Source organism: Photobacterium kishitanii, from assembly GCF_000613045.3.
GTDB classification, from domain to species: Bacteria; Pseudomonadota; Gammaproteobacteria; order Enterobacterales; family Vibrionaceae; genus Photobacterium; species Photobacterium kishitanii.
The window spans coordinates 44,423-57,925 of the sequence record NZ_LN794352.1 but is presented as its reverse complement, the minus strand read 5'-3'; the positions used below and the strand labels follow the sequence as shown (position 1 = coordinate 57,925).

Genomic DNA, 13,503 nt, shown 5'->3' with positions numbered 1-13,503 from the left:
ATTACAATCTAATTGGCATTACAACATACATCGCTTCATCATTAGTCGCATCTTCAATTAATGAAGGTGCATTGGCGTCAGAAAGTGACAACCGCACTTGATCACACTTAAGGGTGTTTAATACATCAAGCACATAACTGACATTGAAACCAATCTCTAAACTGTCACCTTGATAGTCAACATCAAGAAACTCTTCAGCTTCTTCTTGTTCTGGATTATTCGCAGTGATCCGCATTTCGCCATTAGATAAACCGACTCTGACACCACGGAACTTTTCATTCGACAAAATAGCAGCTCGCGCAAATGCTTTACGCATATCATCACAGTTAGCTTCGACAAATTTAGTACTATTTTGTGGCATCACGCGACGATAATCAGGGAAACGGCCATCAACTAGCTTGGAGGTAAAGACAAAGTTACCTACTGTCGCCCGCAGATTCGAGTGACCAATTTGAATATTCACCAATGATTCTGGATTATCAAATAAACGCACTAATTCAAGTACCCCTTTACGCGGTACAATAATTTGTTTAGTGGGTAAATCATGGCCAGTATTAATCGCACATACCGCCATTCGGTGACCATCAGTCGCAACAGAACGCAAATTTTGACCATCGGTTTCAAATAGCATCCCATTAAGATAGTAACGCACATCTTGGTTTGCCATTGAAAACTGGGTGCTATCGATCAGCTGACGCATACGCCCTTGTTCAAGGGTAAACTCAACTTCACTTTGCCAATCTTCGATATTAGGAAAATCAGCTGCAGGTAACGTCGTTAAAGTATAGCGGCTACGACCAGAGCGAATTAAAACCCGATCACCTTCATAGATAACCGCAATGGTGGCACTATCTGGCAAACCACGGCAAATATCTAAAAATTTACGTGACGGTACCGTTACAGCACCGGCTTCAAAATCGCCTTCCAATGCGATTTTAGCGATCAATTCCACTTCAAGATCAGTACCTGTCATCGACAAGCATCCATCTTCAACTTGCAGCAGAATATTACCTAAAATCGGTAATGACGGACGGCCACCTAATGCACCAGTGACCTGCTGTAAAGGTTTTAATAAATGTTCACGTTCAACAGTAAATTTCATATTAAGACGACAACGTTCTAATTAAGTTTGAATAATCTTCTTTAATATCGTGGCTTTCTTCACGTAGCTGCTCGATCTTACGACAAGCATGGAGCACGGTAGTATGATCGCGACCACCAAAGGCATCGCCAATCTCAGGAAGACTGTGGTTTGTCAGCTCTTTCGCTAATGCCATCGCCATTTGACGCGGACGAGCAACACTACGAGAACGACGTTTCGACAGCATATCTGCCATCTTTATTTTATAGTATTCGGCAACTGTCTTCTGAATATTATCAATCGTTACCAGCTTTTCTTGCAATGCGAGTAAGTCACGTAGAGCTTCACGAACAAAATCAATCGTGATGGCACGACCAGTAAAATTAGCATTAGCAATAACGCGATTCAATGCCCCTTCTAACTCACGGACATTAGAACGTAAACGCTTTGCAATAAAGAAAGCGACTTCATCAGCCAGTCGAATATTATGATCTTCAGCTTTCTTCATTAAAATAGCAACGCGTGTTTCCAGTTCAGGCGGCTCAATAGCAACCGTTAATCCCCAACCAAATCGCGATTTTAGTCGATCCTCAACCCCGTTAATTTCACGAGGATAACGATCGGAAGTAAGAATGATTTGCTGATTCCCCTCTAATAAAGCATTAAAGGTATGAAAAAATTCTTCTTGAGAACGTTCTTTATTGGCAAAAAATTGAATGTCATCAATTAATAGCGCATCAACACTACGGTAATAACGCTTAAATTCTTCAATCGCATTATTTTGCAGTGCTTTCACCATATCTTGCACAAAGCGCTCAGAATGCATGTAAACCACTTTTGCATTGGGTTTACGATTCGCAATGGCATTACCAACAGCATGTAATAAGTGCGTTTTACCTAGACCCGTACCACCATATAAAAATAATGGATTATAGGCAGCGCCTGGATTGTCAGATACTTGACGACAAGCTGCGAGTCCTAATTGGTTAGATTTACCTTCAACAAAATTATTGAAATTATGTTTTGGGTTGACGTTAGAACGGTAACCACCTGGCGATTCATTTTGCACCGGAGAAGGTGCAGGCTCATAGCGCATTGGCTCAGGTTCAATACGAGGTCTTGATTGCGGCAAGGTAAATACCGGTGGCGCAACAGGCTGTGGCGGTGCAGAAATAGGTTTACTACCGACTTCAAACCGTAAACTCGGCGCATCAGCACCACAAAACTCATTAAGCAGACGATTAATGTTATTAAGATATTTATCGCGCACCCAATCAAGTACAAACCGATTAGGGGCAAATAATGTCAAGGTATGATCATTTAATTCAGCCTGAAGCGGACGCAGCCACATACTGAATTCTGTCGCAGGGAGTTCTTCCTGAAGGCGTTGAAGGCACTGCAACCATAGCGAAGATGACAAGGTAGACTCCACACTGAATAAACAAAACATAAAAGGAAGATAATTTTATACGCGCTGAACAAGGATCTCCAGTAAAGAGATCGCAGATCCAGTGAATAAGATCGAACTTATGCACATAGATCGCACAATAAAATGCAAGATCAGCACAATTTAACCTGCCTTTACCCACAACTATATTAACACAGCAATCACAAAGATAAGTCTTTCATTGCCCGTTTAATGCTGTTTTTACTAAATAATGGCCATTTTATCACCACCAATTATCATCCACAGGGAAAACCTATCATTGTGGGTAACCTTTATGCTCATCACACGCTATTTCTATGCCGAAAAAAGCATGCTCTTGAAGAGTAATATGTCGCTTGCCAAACAAATGGTTATTTCAAATAACTGTTAATTATTATCTTTATCATTTAATACCAAGGTAGGATGGCCTCACCAAATAAAGTCCTATAAAGGTCAGGAAAATACCGAATGAAAAACTGGATAAAACCCATCGTGATTGCAAGTACACTGCTTGCTTGTACAACCACCAGTGTAATGGCTGCAACCACAGTTAAAGTGGGTATGTCTGGTCGTTATTTTCCGTTTACTTTTGTCAGTAAAGATAAGTTACAAGGGTTTGAAGTCGACCTGTGGCATGAAATTGGCCAACGTAACGATTACAAGGTTGAATTTGTAACAGCGAGCTTCTCTGGTTTATTTGGTCAATTAGAAACTGGTCGTATTGATACCATTTCGAACCAAATTACTATTACCCCTGCCCGCCAAGCTAAATTTTTATTCAGCCAACCTTATGTGATTGACGGCGCACAATTAGTGGTTCGTAAAGGTAATACAACCATTCACTCACCAGCCGATTTAAATGGTAAAACCGTTGGCGTTAATCTTGGTTCAAACTACGAACAGCTACTACGTAAGTTACCTAATGCCGATCAAATTAATATCAAAACCTATGACAGTGGTATTGAGCAAGACGTGGCTTTAGGACGTACAGATGCATTTGTAATGGATCGCTTATCATCCGTGGCAATCATTAACAGTAAGCCATTACCGTTACAATTAGCCGGCAAGCCGTTTGCAACCATTGAGAATGCATGGCCATTTTTAAATAATGCCAAAGGTAAGTTATTACAACAACAGGTCAATAAGGCGTTAACTGCCATGCGTGATGATGGCACTTTGACGGCTATTTCAACTAAATGGTTCCATAGCGATATCACCCAATAATTCTGTTCCACCATCGACAATGAAACCCGATGGTGGCTCTCATCCCACATTTTCATAATCAGTACAACGGATCACCATTATGGGTTTTGATTTTAATTACATGCTGTCGTTGATGCCTATTTTGTTGAAATACCTACCAACGACATTATCTATGGCCGCGCTTGGGGCTATTTTTGCTTTAGCACTTGGGTTAATTCTGGCCTTAATTCGTATTTACCAACTACCACTGCTGAATCCTCTAACTCAGCTCTACATTAGTTTCTTTCGTGGCACACCGTTATTAGTACAACTATTTTTACTCTATTACGGCTTACCGCAGGTGATGCCAGATTTAGTCGGCCTAGATGCTTTTAGCGCTGCCGTTATTGGGCTTAGCCTCCATTTTGCAGCTTACATGGCTGAAAGTATTCGTGCCGCCATTATTGGCGTTGATCGTAGTCAACGCGAAGCGAGTCTCGCAATTGGAATGACAGAATGGCAAACCATGCGTCGAATTATATTACCGCAAGCCACTCGCATCGCATTACCATCATTAATGAATTACTTTATTGATATGATTAAATCCACCTCACTCGCATTTACGCTTGGGGTACCTGAAATTATGGCAAAAGCACAAATGGAAGCCTCATCCAGCTTTAAATTCTTTGAAGCATTCCTTGCAGTTGCAATAATATATTGGGCTGTAGTAATAGTGCTTACTCGCTTACAACAGCTAGCTGAAACACGTTTAGACAGGGCCTATGTACGATGATTAACATAAAAAAACTTACTAAACGTTTTGGTGATCACACTGTTTTTAGCGATCTTGATCTCTGTATAAACAAAGGTGAGATTGTCGCGATTATTGGTCCATCAGGGACCGGAAAATCGACCTTCTTACGTTGCCTTAATTACCTTGATAGTGCCGACAGCGGCACTATCACCATTAATGATATCGACGTTAATTGCCAGCAACCTAAAAAAAGTGAAATATTGGCGCTTCGACGTCAAACTGGGTTTGTTTTTCAAAACTACGCTTTATTTAATCATCTCACAGCCCAACAAAATATCAGTGAAGGGTTACGGATTGTTAAAGGACTCGATAACCAGCAAGCTCAACAACGAGCACTGAGCATTTTGACAGATATAGGCTTAGCCGATAAAGCCCGGAGCTACCCAGCCGCTCTTTCTGGTGGCCAACAACAGCGAGTAGGCATTGGTCGTGCTATGGCATTAGATGCCGAATTATTATTACTTGATGAGCCGACCTCAGCGTTAGATCCGTTATGGGTCAATGAAGTACTGAACCTGATCAAACAATTAGCGCAACAACAACAAACAATGTTGATCGTCACCCATGAATTACAATTCGCGCGCGAAGTTGCGGATAGAGTGATCTTCATGGCCGACGGTCAATTTGTAGAGCAAGGGCCACCGCAACAGATCTTTAATCACCCTAACGATCCGCGACTAAAGGCTTTTTTAACTCAAATAGGGATCCAATAAGGATCCTTGAACTTCGCGCTATAAAACGTATAATGCAGCGCCCGTCATTAGATGTGGGTATAATTATTGACTCTTTGTTAGTCAGTGATTACAATTCCGCCTCTTTGTTCGTGGTAATTGACCAATTATGGCCAATTACATCTAACAAACTTAAAAACTGATCAGTTAATTTAAGGTAAAACCATGAAACGCACATTCCAACCTTCTGTTCTTAAGCGTAAGCGTAGTCACGGCTTCCGTGCTCGTATGGCAACTAAGAACGGTCGTGCAACAATCAATGCACGTCGCGCTAAAGGCCGTAAGCGTCTTTCTAAGTAATCATCGACGATTATTTTGAATAAGTACGCTTTTTCTCGGGAGTTACGTTTGTTAACTCCCGAACATTACAAAACTGTCTTCCAGCAAGCTCATCGTGCTGGCTCTCCTCACTTGACTATTCTTGCCCGTTCTAATGAACTCGACCACCCCCGTCTCGGTCTGGCTGTTCCAAAAAAACAGATTAAAACTGCTGTCGACAGAAACCGCTTCAAACGTGTTGTCCGCGAAAGTTTCCGTTTAAAACAACATCAGCTTCCAGCCTGTGACTTCGTAGTCATTGCCAAGAAATCAGCCAATGATTTGAGTAACGAAGAACTATTTACGTTGTTAGATAAGTTATGGCATCGCCTGTCTCGCCCGTCGCGTGGCTAGTCGTAAGACTAGTCCGCTTTTACCAACTGGCAATCAGCCCGCTTCTTGGGCCACGCTGTCGGTTCACCCCTACATGTTCTCAATATGCGATCGAAGCTGTAAAAACGCATGGAGCGCGAAAAGGTTGTTGGTTAGCGGCGAAACGTCTATTAAAATGTCACCCTTTAAATGACGGTGGTTACGACCCCGTTCCGCCAACCAAGCATAACGACAGAGAACATTAACCATGGGTTCCCAACGTAATATTCTGTTAATTGCCCTACTGTTTGTCTCATTCTTGCTATTTCAGCAATGGCATGGCGACAAAAACCAGCAACCAACGAAGCCGGATGTAGCGCAGCAAGTCAATAACAATAGTGGTATTCCATCACATTCAAGTGATAGTCAGCCGCTGACTGACCAGAAAACTTCAACTAACTTAATTACCATTAAAACGGATGTGCTGGAATTAACAGTCGACACGCTTGGTGGTGATGTTATCAATGCCAAACTACTCAAATACGACAACACCCTCGGTTCTAAAGACCCGTTTGTTTTATTAAGTGATACTGATGGCCGTGATTATATTGCGCAGTCAGGCTTAATTGGAACTAACGGTTCAGATTCACCAACACACGGCCGCGCACAATACACTGTTGCTGCGAAAAGCTTTGTGATGGCACCCGATCAAAACGAACTACGTGTACCAATGACATTTACGAAAGATGGCATTAGCTACATCAAAACATTCGTTTTCAAACGCAACGATTATGCGGTTAATGTTGATTACACAGTCGACAACAAAACTGACAAGCCAGCGACAGTACAAATGTACGCTCAGCTACGTCACCGCCTAGAAAGCAAAAGTGGCGGCGGTATTCAAGGCATGGCAATGCACACCTACAACGGTGCGGCATACTCAGCTAATGATACTAAGTACAAAAAATACAGTTTTGATGACATCAAAGAGAAAAATCTTAACCAGTCAGCGAATGACGGCTGGGTTGCGATTATGGAGAACTACTTCGTATCAGCATGGATCCCTCGTGATGGCAAAGATCAGACATCTCAAGTCTACAGCAGCGATAACAATGGTGTAGGTTACATCGGCGTACGTATGCCGCTAGAAACAGTTGCTCCTGGTCAAACTAAAGAAATCAAAGCAACACTATGGCTTGGTCCTAAGCTGCAAAAAGAAATGGCAGCAACAGCAACTAACCTAAACCTAACTGTTGATTACGGTTGGTTATGGTTCATTGCTAGCCCACTGCATAAATTGCTTTCTTTCATTCACGGTATTGTAGGTAACTGGGGTGTAGCAATCATCATCCTAACGCTAATTGTTCGTGGTGCTATGTACCCACTAACAAAAGCACAGTACACCTCAATGGCGAAAATGCGCATGCTACAGCCTAAGATTCAGGCGATGCGTGAGCGTTTAGGTGATGACCGTCAACGTCAAAGCCAAGAAATGATGGAACTGTACAAAAAAGAGAAAGTAAACCCACTGGGTGGTTGTTTACCTATCATGCTACAGATGCCAATTTTCATTGCGCTATACTGGGCACTAATGGGATCAGTTGAATTGCGTCATGCGCCATTCTTCGGTTGGATTCAGGATCTATCTGCACAAGACCCGTACTACATCCTACCAGTCCTAATGGGTGTATCAATGTTCCTTATCCAAAAGAACAGCCCATCAACGGTAACGGATCCAATGCAGCAGAAAATCATGACCTTTATGCCGGTTATGTTTACTTTCTTCTTCCTATGGTTCCCATCTGGCCTAGTACTTTACTGGCTAGTATCAAACATTGTTACTCTGATTCAACAAACCATTATTTTCCGCGCGTTGGAGAAAAAAGGTTTACACAGTAAAGCTAAATAAGCTCTCGCTGTGAATAAAAGGCGACCTTAGGGTCGCCTTTTTTATGGGCCAAATTAGGTGTAAACCCTCACTGTGGTTTACAATCATCAAGTCATTTTTAAGCAAAGCCAAGGTTATGAATCAACATATCGATACTATCGTTGCGCAAGCAACACCACCGGGCCGTGGCGGCGTCGGCATCATTCGCGTTTCAGGTCCTAAAGCGAAAGAAGTAGCACTTGCCGTTGCTGGCCGCGAGTTAAAAACCCGTTACGCTGAATACCTGCCATTTAAAAATGAAGATGGTACCGCGCTCGATCAAGGGATCGCACTATTTTTTAAAGGCCCGAATTCATTCACCGGCGAAGATGTGTTAGAGCTACAAGGTCACGGTGGCCCGGTATTGATGGATATGATGATCCGTCGCATTCTTAATATTGATGGCATTCGTCCAGCGCGCCCAGGTGAATTCTCTGAGCGTGCGTTTATGAACGACAAGCTTGATTTAGCCCAAGCAGAAGCCATTGCTGACTTAATAGATGCTAGTTCTGAAGAAGCCGCTAAAAGTGCCTTTAAATCACTGCAAGGTGTATTCTCAAATAAAGTGAATGAGTTAGTTGAAGCATTAATCCATTTACGCATTTTTGTTGAAGCAGCAATTGATTTCCCTGAAGAAGAAATAGATTTTCTTTCTGATGGTAAAGTCAGTGGTGATCTCAATGCCATCATGACTCGTCTGACAGACGTACGTAAACAAGCCAATCAAGGCGCTATCATGCGTGAAGGCATGAAAGTGGTGATAGCTGGTCGTCCTAATGCTGGTAAATCAAGCCTCTTAAATGCTTTATCAGGTAAAGATAGCGCAATTGTGACTGATATTGCTGGCACCACCCGTGATGTATTACGTGAACATATTCACATTGATGGCATGCCATTACATATTATTGATACCGCTGGTTTACGTGAAGCGACCGATGAAGTAGAACGCATTGGTATTGAACGCGCATGGGATGAGATTGAACATGCCGATCGGGTGTTGTTCATGGTGGATAGCACCACCACCGATGCCACCGATCCTAAAGAGATTTGGCCTGACTTTATTGAACGCTTACCAGCGAATATGGGCTTAACAGTTATTCGTAATAAAGCTGAACTGACCGGTGAAGCAACAGGAATCAGTGACGTTAACAATTCAACCGTAATCCGCCTCTCAGCGCGTACAGGCGACGGTATTGATGAGTTACGTGAACACCTAAAGCAATGTATGGGATTTGCTGGTACGACCGAGGGTGGCTTTATGGCGCGCCGTCGTCACCTTGATGCGCTTGAACGTGCAGCAGAACATTTAGAGATCGGTAAAGAACAGCTAGAAGGGTTTATGGCAGGTGAAATCCTGGCAGAAGAGCTACGTCTCGCTCAGCAACACTTAAGTGAGATCACGGGTGAGTTTACATCAGATGATTTACTGGGGCGTATCTTTACCTCATTCTGTATCGGTAAGTAATCACTAACCTTACTATTAACACTTAAAAAACGTCACATACTCTTGATATGTGACGTTTTTTATTATTTTTTAGCTTCGGGCTTAGGATAATTTATGCTGATATATTCAGGCTCTTCAATCCCCGTCTGCTGGTTAAGTACCCGCGTTAACGCAAACAAATAATTCACCAACAAATTACTGAATCTTGGTAATGCTGGCGGCACTTTTTTACCCGCTGCATCGACTTTAACTAATTGCCGCACAACTTTCTTCGCTAAACTACGGCATTGGTGTAATTGCACCACCGGCCCGACACCACGTGGTAATACAAAACGCTTATTGTTATCGCTAACTTGGCTGCGAAAATAATGGTAATCCGCTTTGAGCTGACTAATATCAGCCTCAAAAATACCGCATTTACCTCGAATAGAACCATTCAAATGAAAAATACGTGGCTGCAACCAGATTAATGATTGCTGCACTTCCCCATCGTCTAATTGTGAAATAGCTAACCCGATATAAGTACACAATTCATCGGTAAGAATTTCAAAATCACATAAGGGTGAATCTTCAAAAATGAATGGATAAGCGAGCTCGTCAATATCGCCAGAAAACTTTAATACCATTGCTTTATTCGTCCTTACCAAATAAGACTAATTCGAACCGCAGACTGTCATTGACAGCGCTGCCAAAATCGCTAACTATGTGCGCAAAATTTGCTTGCCAAGGATGATGCAAGTTCACCATCTGCTGCATATGGAAAATTATGTACCGACTACTTAAAAATTTATTTTTTATCGGCTGCTTATGCAGTAGTTCAATCTGCTTGAGTGCCGAAACCTCATACCCCATCACTATAATTGATGCCAGCCAGCATGCGGTAACATTAACCCAAATGCCAACGCGAGTTGATTCTAAAAGTATGTTTAGTGATCAGGTACTAATGGCATTATTACCACTAAAAAATATCACCAGTTTAAGCCGACTAAGTAAAGATGAGGCTTATTCTATTATTGCCGATCAAATCCCAGCGTCACTACCATTACGTGATCTTAATGTCGAACGTATTATCGCTGAGCACCCAGATTTAGTATTGGTTGCGAGTTGGAGTGACGGCCCTAAAATAGCCCAATTACGTGCTGCGGGCATCAAGGTGTTTGTGATTAAAACGGTTTACAGCCTGCAGAATATCGAAAAAAATATTTTATTAGTTGGCAAACTCGTTAATAAAACCACAGCTGCTACCGCAGTCGTTGCAACGATGAAACAGAAACTTAAGCAGCAAATTATTATTCCAGAGAAACAGCTAACCGCTATTGAATACACTCCGTGGGGCGCATCCAGCAATCATAACTCCACCATCAATACTATTATCAGCCACGCTCAGCTCAAAAATGTAATTGCGTATACCAGTGGCGATAAATTCGGCCAAGTGCCTATCGCTAAAGAGCAACTATTAAGCCTTAATCCCGATGTTATTATTATTCCTGGTGCCGATAGTGATGGCTTTAAACAACAATTACTGCATGATCCTGCACTGCAAACCTTAACCGCTATTCGTGATCGCCGCGTTATTAGTTTGCCGCATTCACTGCGCTCAACCGATAGCCAATATATTGCCGATGCTATCATCTACCTTAATCATAAGGTTTATCAACCTCATGCTCAGCCATCAATACATTAAACCGCTACAGGGCATCGCTGCATTAATCGGATTATTACTGTTATTAATGCTTTATCTTAGTCTTGGCTCTGTCGCCATTCCTATTAATGATATTTTTGCAATGTTTGTCAGTTACCTCCACGGTGGTGAAACGTTAGCACAACAGCAACACCCATTAGCTTCAGCGATCATATTACAGATCCGTTTACCGCGTGCTTGTGCGGCAATATTGGCTGGGAGTGCGTTAGCATTAGCCGGTGCTTGTAGCCAAGGCTTGTTCAGGAATCCCCTTGCCAGCCCCGATATACTAGGCATTAGTGCTGGTAGTAGTTTTGCTGCAGTTGTCGCTATTGTCAGTGGCTTAACCGTGATCAATCCGGCGTTATTACCCCTAGTTACAGCCGCAGGGGCTTTAACCACAGCTACTATCGTGTATTTAATTGCCCGTCAAACTCAGCAACATGGATTGTTTATTATTTTAGCCGGACTAGCAGTATCAAGCTTGTTAGGAGGGCTAACCATGGGAGTACTATTAACCGCTCAACAATATGAAGTGAGCGAGTTTGTATTCTGGACTATGGGTGGCTTAGACGCGCGTACATGGCAACAATTATTGTGGCCAACTCCAATAATTATTATCGCAGCTTGGATATTATTGCGTCATGGCCAGACCTTAAATTTACTCGCCCTCGGTGAGCAGAATGCGCATGGAATGGGGATCAACGTTCGCCGCAGCCGCAGATTATTACTACTCTTAACCACCTTACTGACTGCAATGGCAATTGCTGTCGCTGGCCCAATTGGCTTTATTGGTTTAATCGTGCCACATCTAGCGCGATTACTAGTAGGCCCTAATAATCGTATTTTACTGCCATTTTCAGCCCTATTTGGCGCAATGTTCCTTTTAAGCTGTGATCTTATTGCCCGCACAGTTATAGCGCCAAATGAATTAAAAACAGGGATTATCACCGCTATTATTGGTGGGATCTATTTCATTATCCTATTAATACGCAGCCAATATAAAGGATTACAATCATGATCCCGCCACTTGTCGTCAACCAACTAAGTTACCACCAAGGATCACAACCATTACTGCAGAATATTAACTTTGCTATTAATCCTGGTGAGTTAGTCGGTATTATTGGTCCTAACGGTGCCGGTAAAAGCACCCTCCTCAAATGTCTCAGTGGTTATATAACCCCAAGCCATGGCAGCATCTGTTTATTTGAACAACCACTTAATCGTTATAGCCATCAACAACGGGCTCAACGTTTAAGTTATTTACCCCAACATACGGAACCAGCCTTTGGTTTTTTAGTTAGAGACATTATTTATTATGGCCATCAGCAATCAACCATAGTATCAAAACAAGAAATCAATAATATTATTAATCAGTTACAGATAAATGAATTATTAAATCGACCAATCAATCAGCTTTCAGGAGGCGAGCAACAACGGGTTCATTTTGCACGCTTATTAATTCAAAATGCCGCTATAATGCTACTTGATGAGCCAACCGCAAGTCTTGATATTGGCCATGAGTCACTACTACTAAATATTCTTAGCCATCATTGCCAACAAGGTAAAAGTGCACTAATTGCCATTCATAACCTCAACACTGCGATTACGTTTTGTGATCGATTATTATTGCTCGAACACGGCCAACAAATCGCACTCGATATCCCAAGCAAAGTATTAACTCCGCAACAAATCACCGCGCTTTATCATCACCATGTTAGTGTTACTCACCATCCAGACACGCAAAAACTCCTTATTTTACCGCAACGACATCAGATCATTTAACCTTTGCGATCAGCATTGGGATCACAAATAACCATGATCATAAGCTTGTGCAAACAATAAGGGGATCATGTGGGTAAGATCATCATTAAAAATAACCATCCGTAATGTCATTCTCTTATCATGATCTTGTTAGTCATTATAATTACTTACTTTTAGGCTTAAATACCCACATTTTTTCCCGCGCTTACCCCCATTATTCGCTGGTGGATAAAAAAAATAGCCTTTCAGTGAATAAAACGGCTCAGTTATGCCATAAAAGCTATCTTTATAGGGCTTGATCTCAGTACAATCTCAGCCTGATATTTACGCTTCATACGATGATCCCATCGAAACGCCCACTCTGAGGATAATTATGTCAACTATTACTCTGATCACCGGCAGTACCCTTGGTGGTGCCGAATATGTCGCCGATCATTTAGCTGAACTATTAACAGCCCAAGGCCATCAAGCTGATATTGTCAACCAACCGGCGTTATCACAGCTAAACCAAGATACGATTTGGCTGATTATTTGTTCTACTCATGGTGCTGGTGATTATCCAGATAATTTTATCGCCTTTGCCAATGCCCTCAAGCAACAACAACCAGCGCTTAAACAGCTCAAGTTCGCTGTGATTGGCCTTGGAGATAGCAATTACGACACTTTTTGTGCGGCAGGTAAAAATATTGAGGCTTTATTACTACAATTAGGTGCAACAGCAATCGCTGAGCGACTTGATATTGATGTATCAATGACGCCAGTACCTGAAGAGCCAGCAGAAATCTGGTTTGAAGAGTGGCAAAACTACCTTAACGATTAAAAA

General features: G+C 42.2%; 15 protein-coding genes. 12 read left to right on the top strand and 3 right to left on the bottom strand.

Features of this window, described 5'->3' with window-relative positions; translation table 11 throughout:
- Position 1: 1 nt before the first annotated feature.
- Positions 2-1,102 carry a DNA polymerase III subunit beta gene (dnaN, locus tag PPBDW_RS00475; RefSeq protein WP_036789126.1) on the bottom strand — a complete coding sequence of 367 codons (1,101 nt, stop codon included), beginning with the start codon at positions 1,100-1,102 and terminating at the stop codon, positions 2-4.
- A gap of 1 nt (position 1,103) precedes the next feature.
- Positions 1,104-2,501 carry a chromosomal replication initiator protein DnaA gene (dnaA, locus tag PPBDW_RS00470; RefSeq protein WP_036789124.1) on the bottom strand — a complete coding sequence of 466 codons (1,398 nt, stop codon included), beginning with the start codon at positions 2,499-2,501 and terminating at the stop codon, positions 1,104-1,106.
- A 474-nt stretch (positions 2,502-2,975) separates the two neighbouring features.
- On the opposite strand from dnaA, the gene PPBDW_RS00465 reads away from it, so the two are divergent.
- The 8 genes from PPBDW_RS00465 to mnmE all read left to right on the top strand — a co-directional run bounded on the left by PPBDW_RS00465 (position 2,976) and on the right by mnmE (position 9,256).
- Entirely contained in the window at positions 2,976-3,731 is a 756-nt protein-coding gene (locus tag PPBDW_RS00465; protein WP_036789122.1) for an amino acid ABC transporter substrate-binding protein, read from the top strand.
- 79 nt (positions 3,732-3,810) lie between these two features.
- Positions 3,811-4,482, top strand: a complete 672-nt coding sequence (locus PPBDW_RS00460) for an amino acid ABC transporter permease (protein WP_036789120.1) — start codon at positions 3,811-3,813, stop codon at positions 4,480-4,482.
- A complete protein-coding gene (locus PPBDW_RS00455; protein WP_036789118.1) occupies positions 4,479-5,216 on the top strand; it encodes an amino acid ABC transporter ATP-binding protein in 738 nt (245 codons plus the stop codon). The genes PPBDW_RS00460 and PPBDW_RS00455 overlap by 4 nt, the downstream gene beginning before the upstream one ends.
- Before the next feature lie 183 nt (positions 5,217-5,399).
- Positions 5,400-5,534: a 50S ribosomal protein L34 gene (gene rpmH / locus PPBDW_RS00450; RefSeq protein WP_006233350.1), complete on the top strand. Its 135-nt coding sequence runs from the start codon at positions 5,400-5,402 to the stop codon at positions 5,532-5,534.
- A gap of 15 nt (positions 5,535-5,549) precedes the next feature.
- On the top strand, positions 5,550-5,906 hold the full coding sequence (gene rnpA, locus PPBDW_RS00445) for a ribonuclease P protein component (protein ID WP_080888925.1): 357 nt from the start codon (positions 5,550-5,552) through the stop codon (positions 5,904-5,906).
- Positions 5,873-6,130 carry a membrane protein insertion efficiency factor YidD gene (gene yidD / locus PPBDW_RS00440; RefSeq protein WP_080159046.1) on the top strand — a complete coding sequence of 86 codons (258 nt, stop codon included), beginning with the start codon at positions 5,873-5,875 and terminating at the stop codon, positions 6,128-6,130. The genes rnpA and yidD overlap by 34 nt, the downstream gene beginning before the upstream one ends.
- Positions 6,131-6,132: 2 nt before the next feature.
- A complete protein-coding gene (gene yidC, locus PPBDW_RS00435) occupies positions 6,133-7,773 on the top strand; it encodes a membrane protein insertase YidC (RefSeq protein ID WP_036789113.1) in 1,641 nt (546 codons plus the stop codon).
- 115 nt (positions 7,774-7,888) lie between these two features.
- Entirely contained in the window at positions 7,889-9,256 is a 1,368-nt protein-coding gene (mnmE, locus tag PPBDW_RS00430) for a tRNA uridine-5-carboxymethylaminomethyl(34) synthesis GTPase MnmE (protein WP_036789111.1), read from the top strand.
- A gap of 62 nt (positions 9,257-9,318) precedes the next feature.
- Here the strand turns inward: mnmE and PPBDW_RS00425 are convergent, their stop codons facing one another.
- Positions 9,319-9,861, bottom strand: a complete 543-nt coding sequence (locus PPBDW_RS00425) for an ATP:cob(I)alamin adenosyltransferase (RefSeq protein ID WP_036789110.1) — start codon at positions 9,859-9,861, stop codon at positions 9,319-9,321.
- A 140-nt stretch (positions 9,862-10,001) separates the two neighbouring features.
- Between PPBDW_RS00425 and PPBDW_RS00420 the strand changes: the two genes are divergently transcribed.
- From PPBDW_RS00420 to mioC, 4 genes are all read left to right on the top strand, one after another.
- Entirely contained in the window at positions 10,002-10,919 is a 918-nt protein-coding gene (locus PPBDW_RS00420; RefSeq protein ID WP_036789108.1) for an ABC transporter substrate-binding protein, read from the top strand.
- Positions 10,897-11,937: a FecCD family ABC transporter permease gene (locus tag PPBDW_RS00415; protein WP_036789106.1), complete on the top strand. Its 1,041-nt coding sequence runs from the start codon at positions 10,897-10,899 to the stop codon at positions 11,935-11,937. The genes PPBDW_RS00420 and PPBDW_RS00415 overlap by 23 nt, the downstream gene beginning before the upstream one ends.
- Entirely contained in the window at positions 11,934-12,701 is a 768-nt protein-coding gene (locus PPBDW_RS00410) for an ABC transporter ATP-binding protein (RefSeq protein WP_036789104.1), read from the top strand. Before PPBDW_RS00415 ends, PPBDW_RS00410 begins: the two co-directional genes overlap by 4 nt.
- Positions 12,702-13,053: 352 nt before the next feature.
- Positions 13,054-13,500, top strand: coding sequence for an FMN-binding protein MioC (gene mioC, locus PPBDW_RS00405; protein WP_036789103.1), 447 nt, complete (start codon positions 13,054-13,056; stop codon positions 13,498-13,500).
- Positions 13,501-13,503 lie beyond the last annotated feature (3 nt).

Bases quoted from the DNA above. Each gene is read 5' to 3' on its own strand.
- dnaN (WP_036789126.1), bottom strand. From the start codon at position 1,102: ATGAAATTTACTGTTGAACGTGAACATTTATTAAAACCTTTACAGCAG.
- PPBDW_RS00465 (WP_036789122.1), top strand. From the start codon at position 2,976: ATGAAAAACTGGATAAAACCCATCGTGATTGCAAGTACACTGCTTGCT.
- PPBDW_RS00460 (WP_036789120.1), top strand. From the start codon at position 3,811: ATGGGTTTTGATTTTAATTACATGCTGTCGTTGATGCCTATTTTGTTG.
- PPBDW_RS00455 (WP_036789118.1), top strand. From the start codon at position 4,479: ATGATTAACATAAAAAAACTTACTAAACGTTTTGGTGATCACACTGTT.
- rpmH (WP_006233350.1), top strand. From the start codon at position 5,400: ATGAAACGCACATTCCAACCTTCTGTTCTTAAGCGTAAGCGTAGTCAC.
- yidD (WP_080159046.1), top strand. From the start codon at position 5,873: ATGGCATCGCCTGTCTCGCCCGTCGCGTGGCTAGTCGTAAGACTAGTC.
- yidC (WP_036789113.1), top strand. From the start codon at position 6,133: ATGGGTTCCCAACGTAATATTCTGTTAATTGCCCTACTGTTTGTCTCA.
- mnmE (WP_036789111.1), top strand. From the start codon at position 7,889: ATGAATCAACATATCGATACTATCGTTGCGCAAGCAACACCACCGGGC.
- PPBDW_RS00425 (WP_036789110.1), bottom strand. From the start codon at position 9,861: ATGGTATTAAAGTTTTCTGGCGATATTGACGAGCTCGCTTATCCATTC.
- PPBDW_RS00420 (WP_036789108.1), top strand. From the start codon at position 10,002: ATGTACCGACTACTTAAAAATTTATTTTTTATCGGCTGCTTATGCAGT.
- PPBDW_RS00415 (WP_036789106.1), top strand. From the start codon at position 10,897: ATGCTCAGCCATCAATACATTAAACCGCTACAGGGCATCGCTGCATTA.
- PPBDW_RS00410 (WP_036789104.1), top strand. From the start codon at position 11,934: ATGATCCCGCCACTTGTCGTCAACCAACTAAGTTACCACCAAGGATCA.
- mioC (WP_036789103.1), top strand. From the start codon at position 13,054: ATGTCAACTATTACTCTGATCACCGGCAGTACCCTTGGTGGTGCCGAA.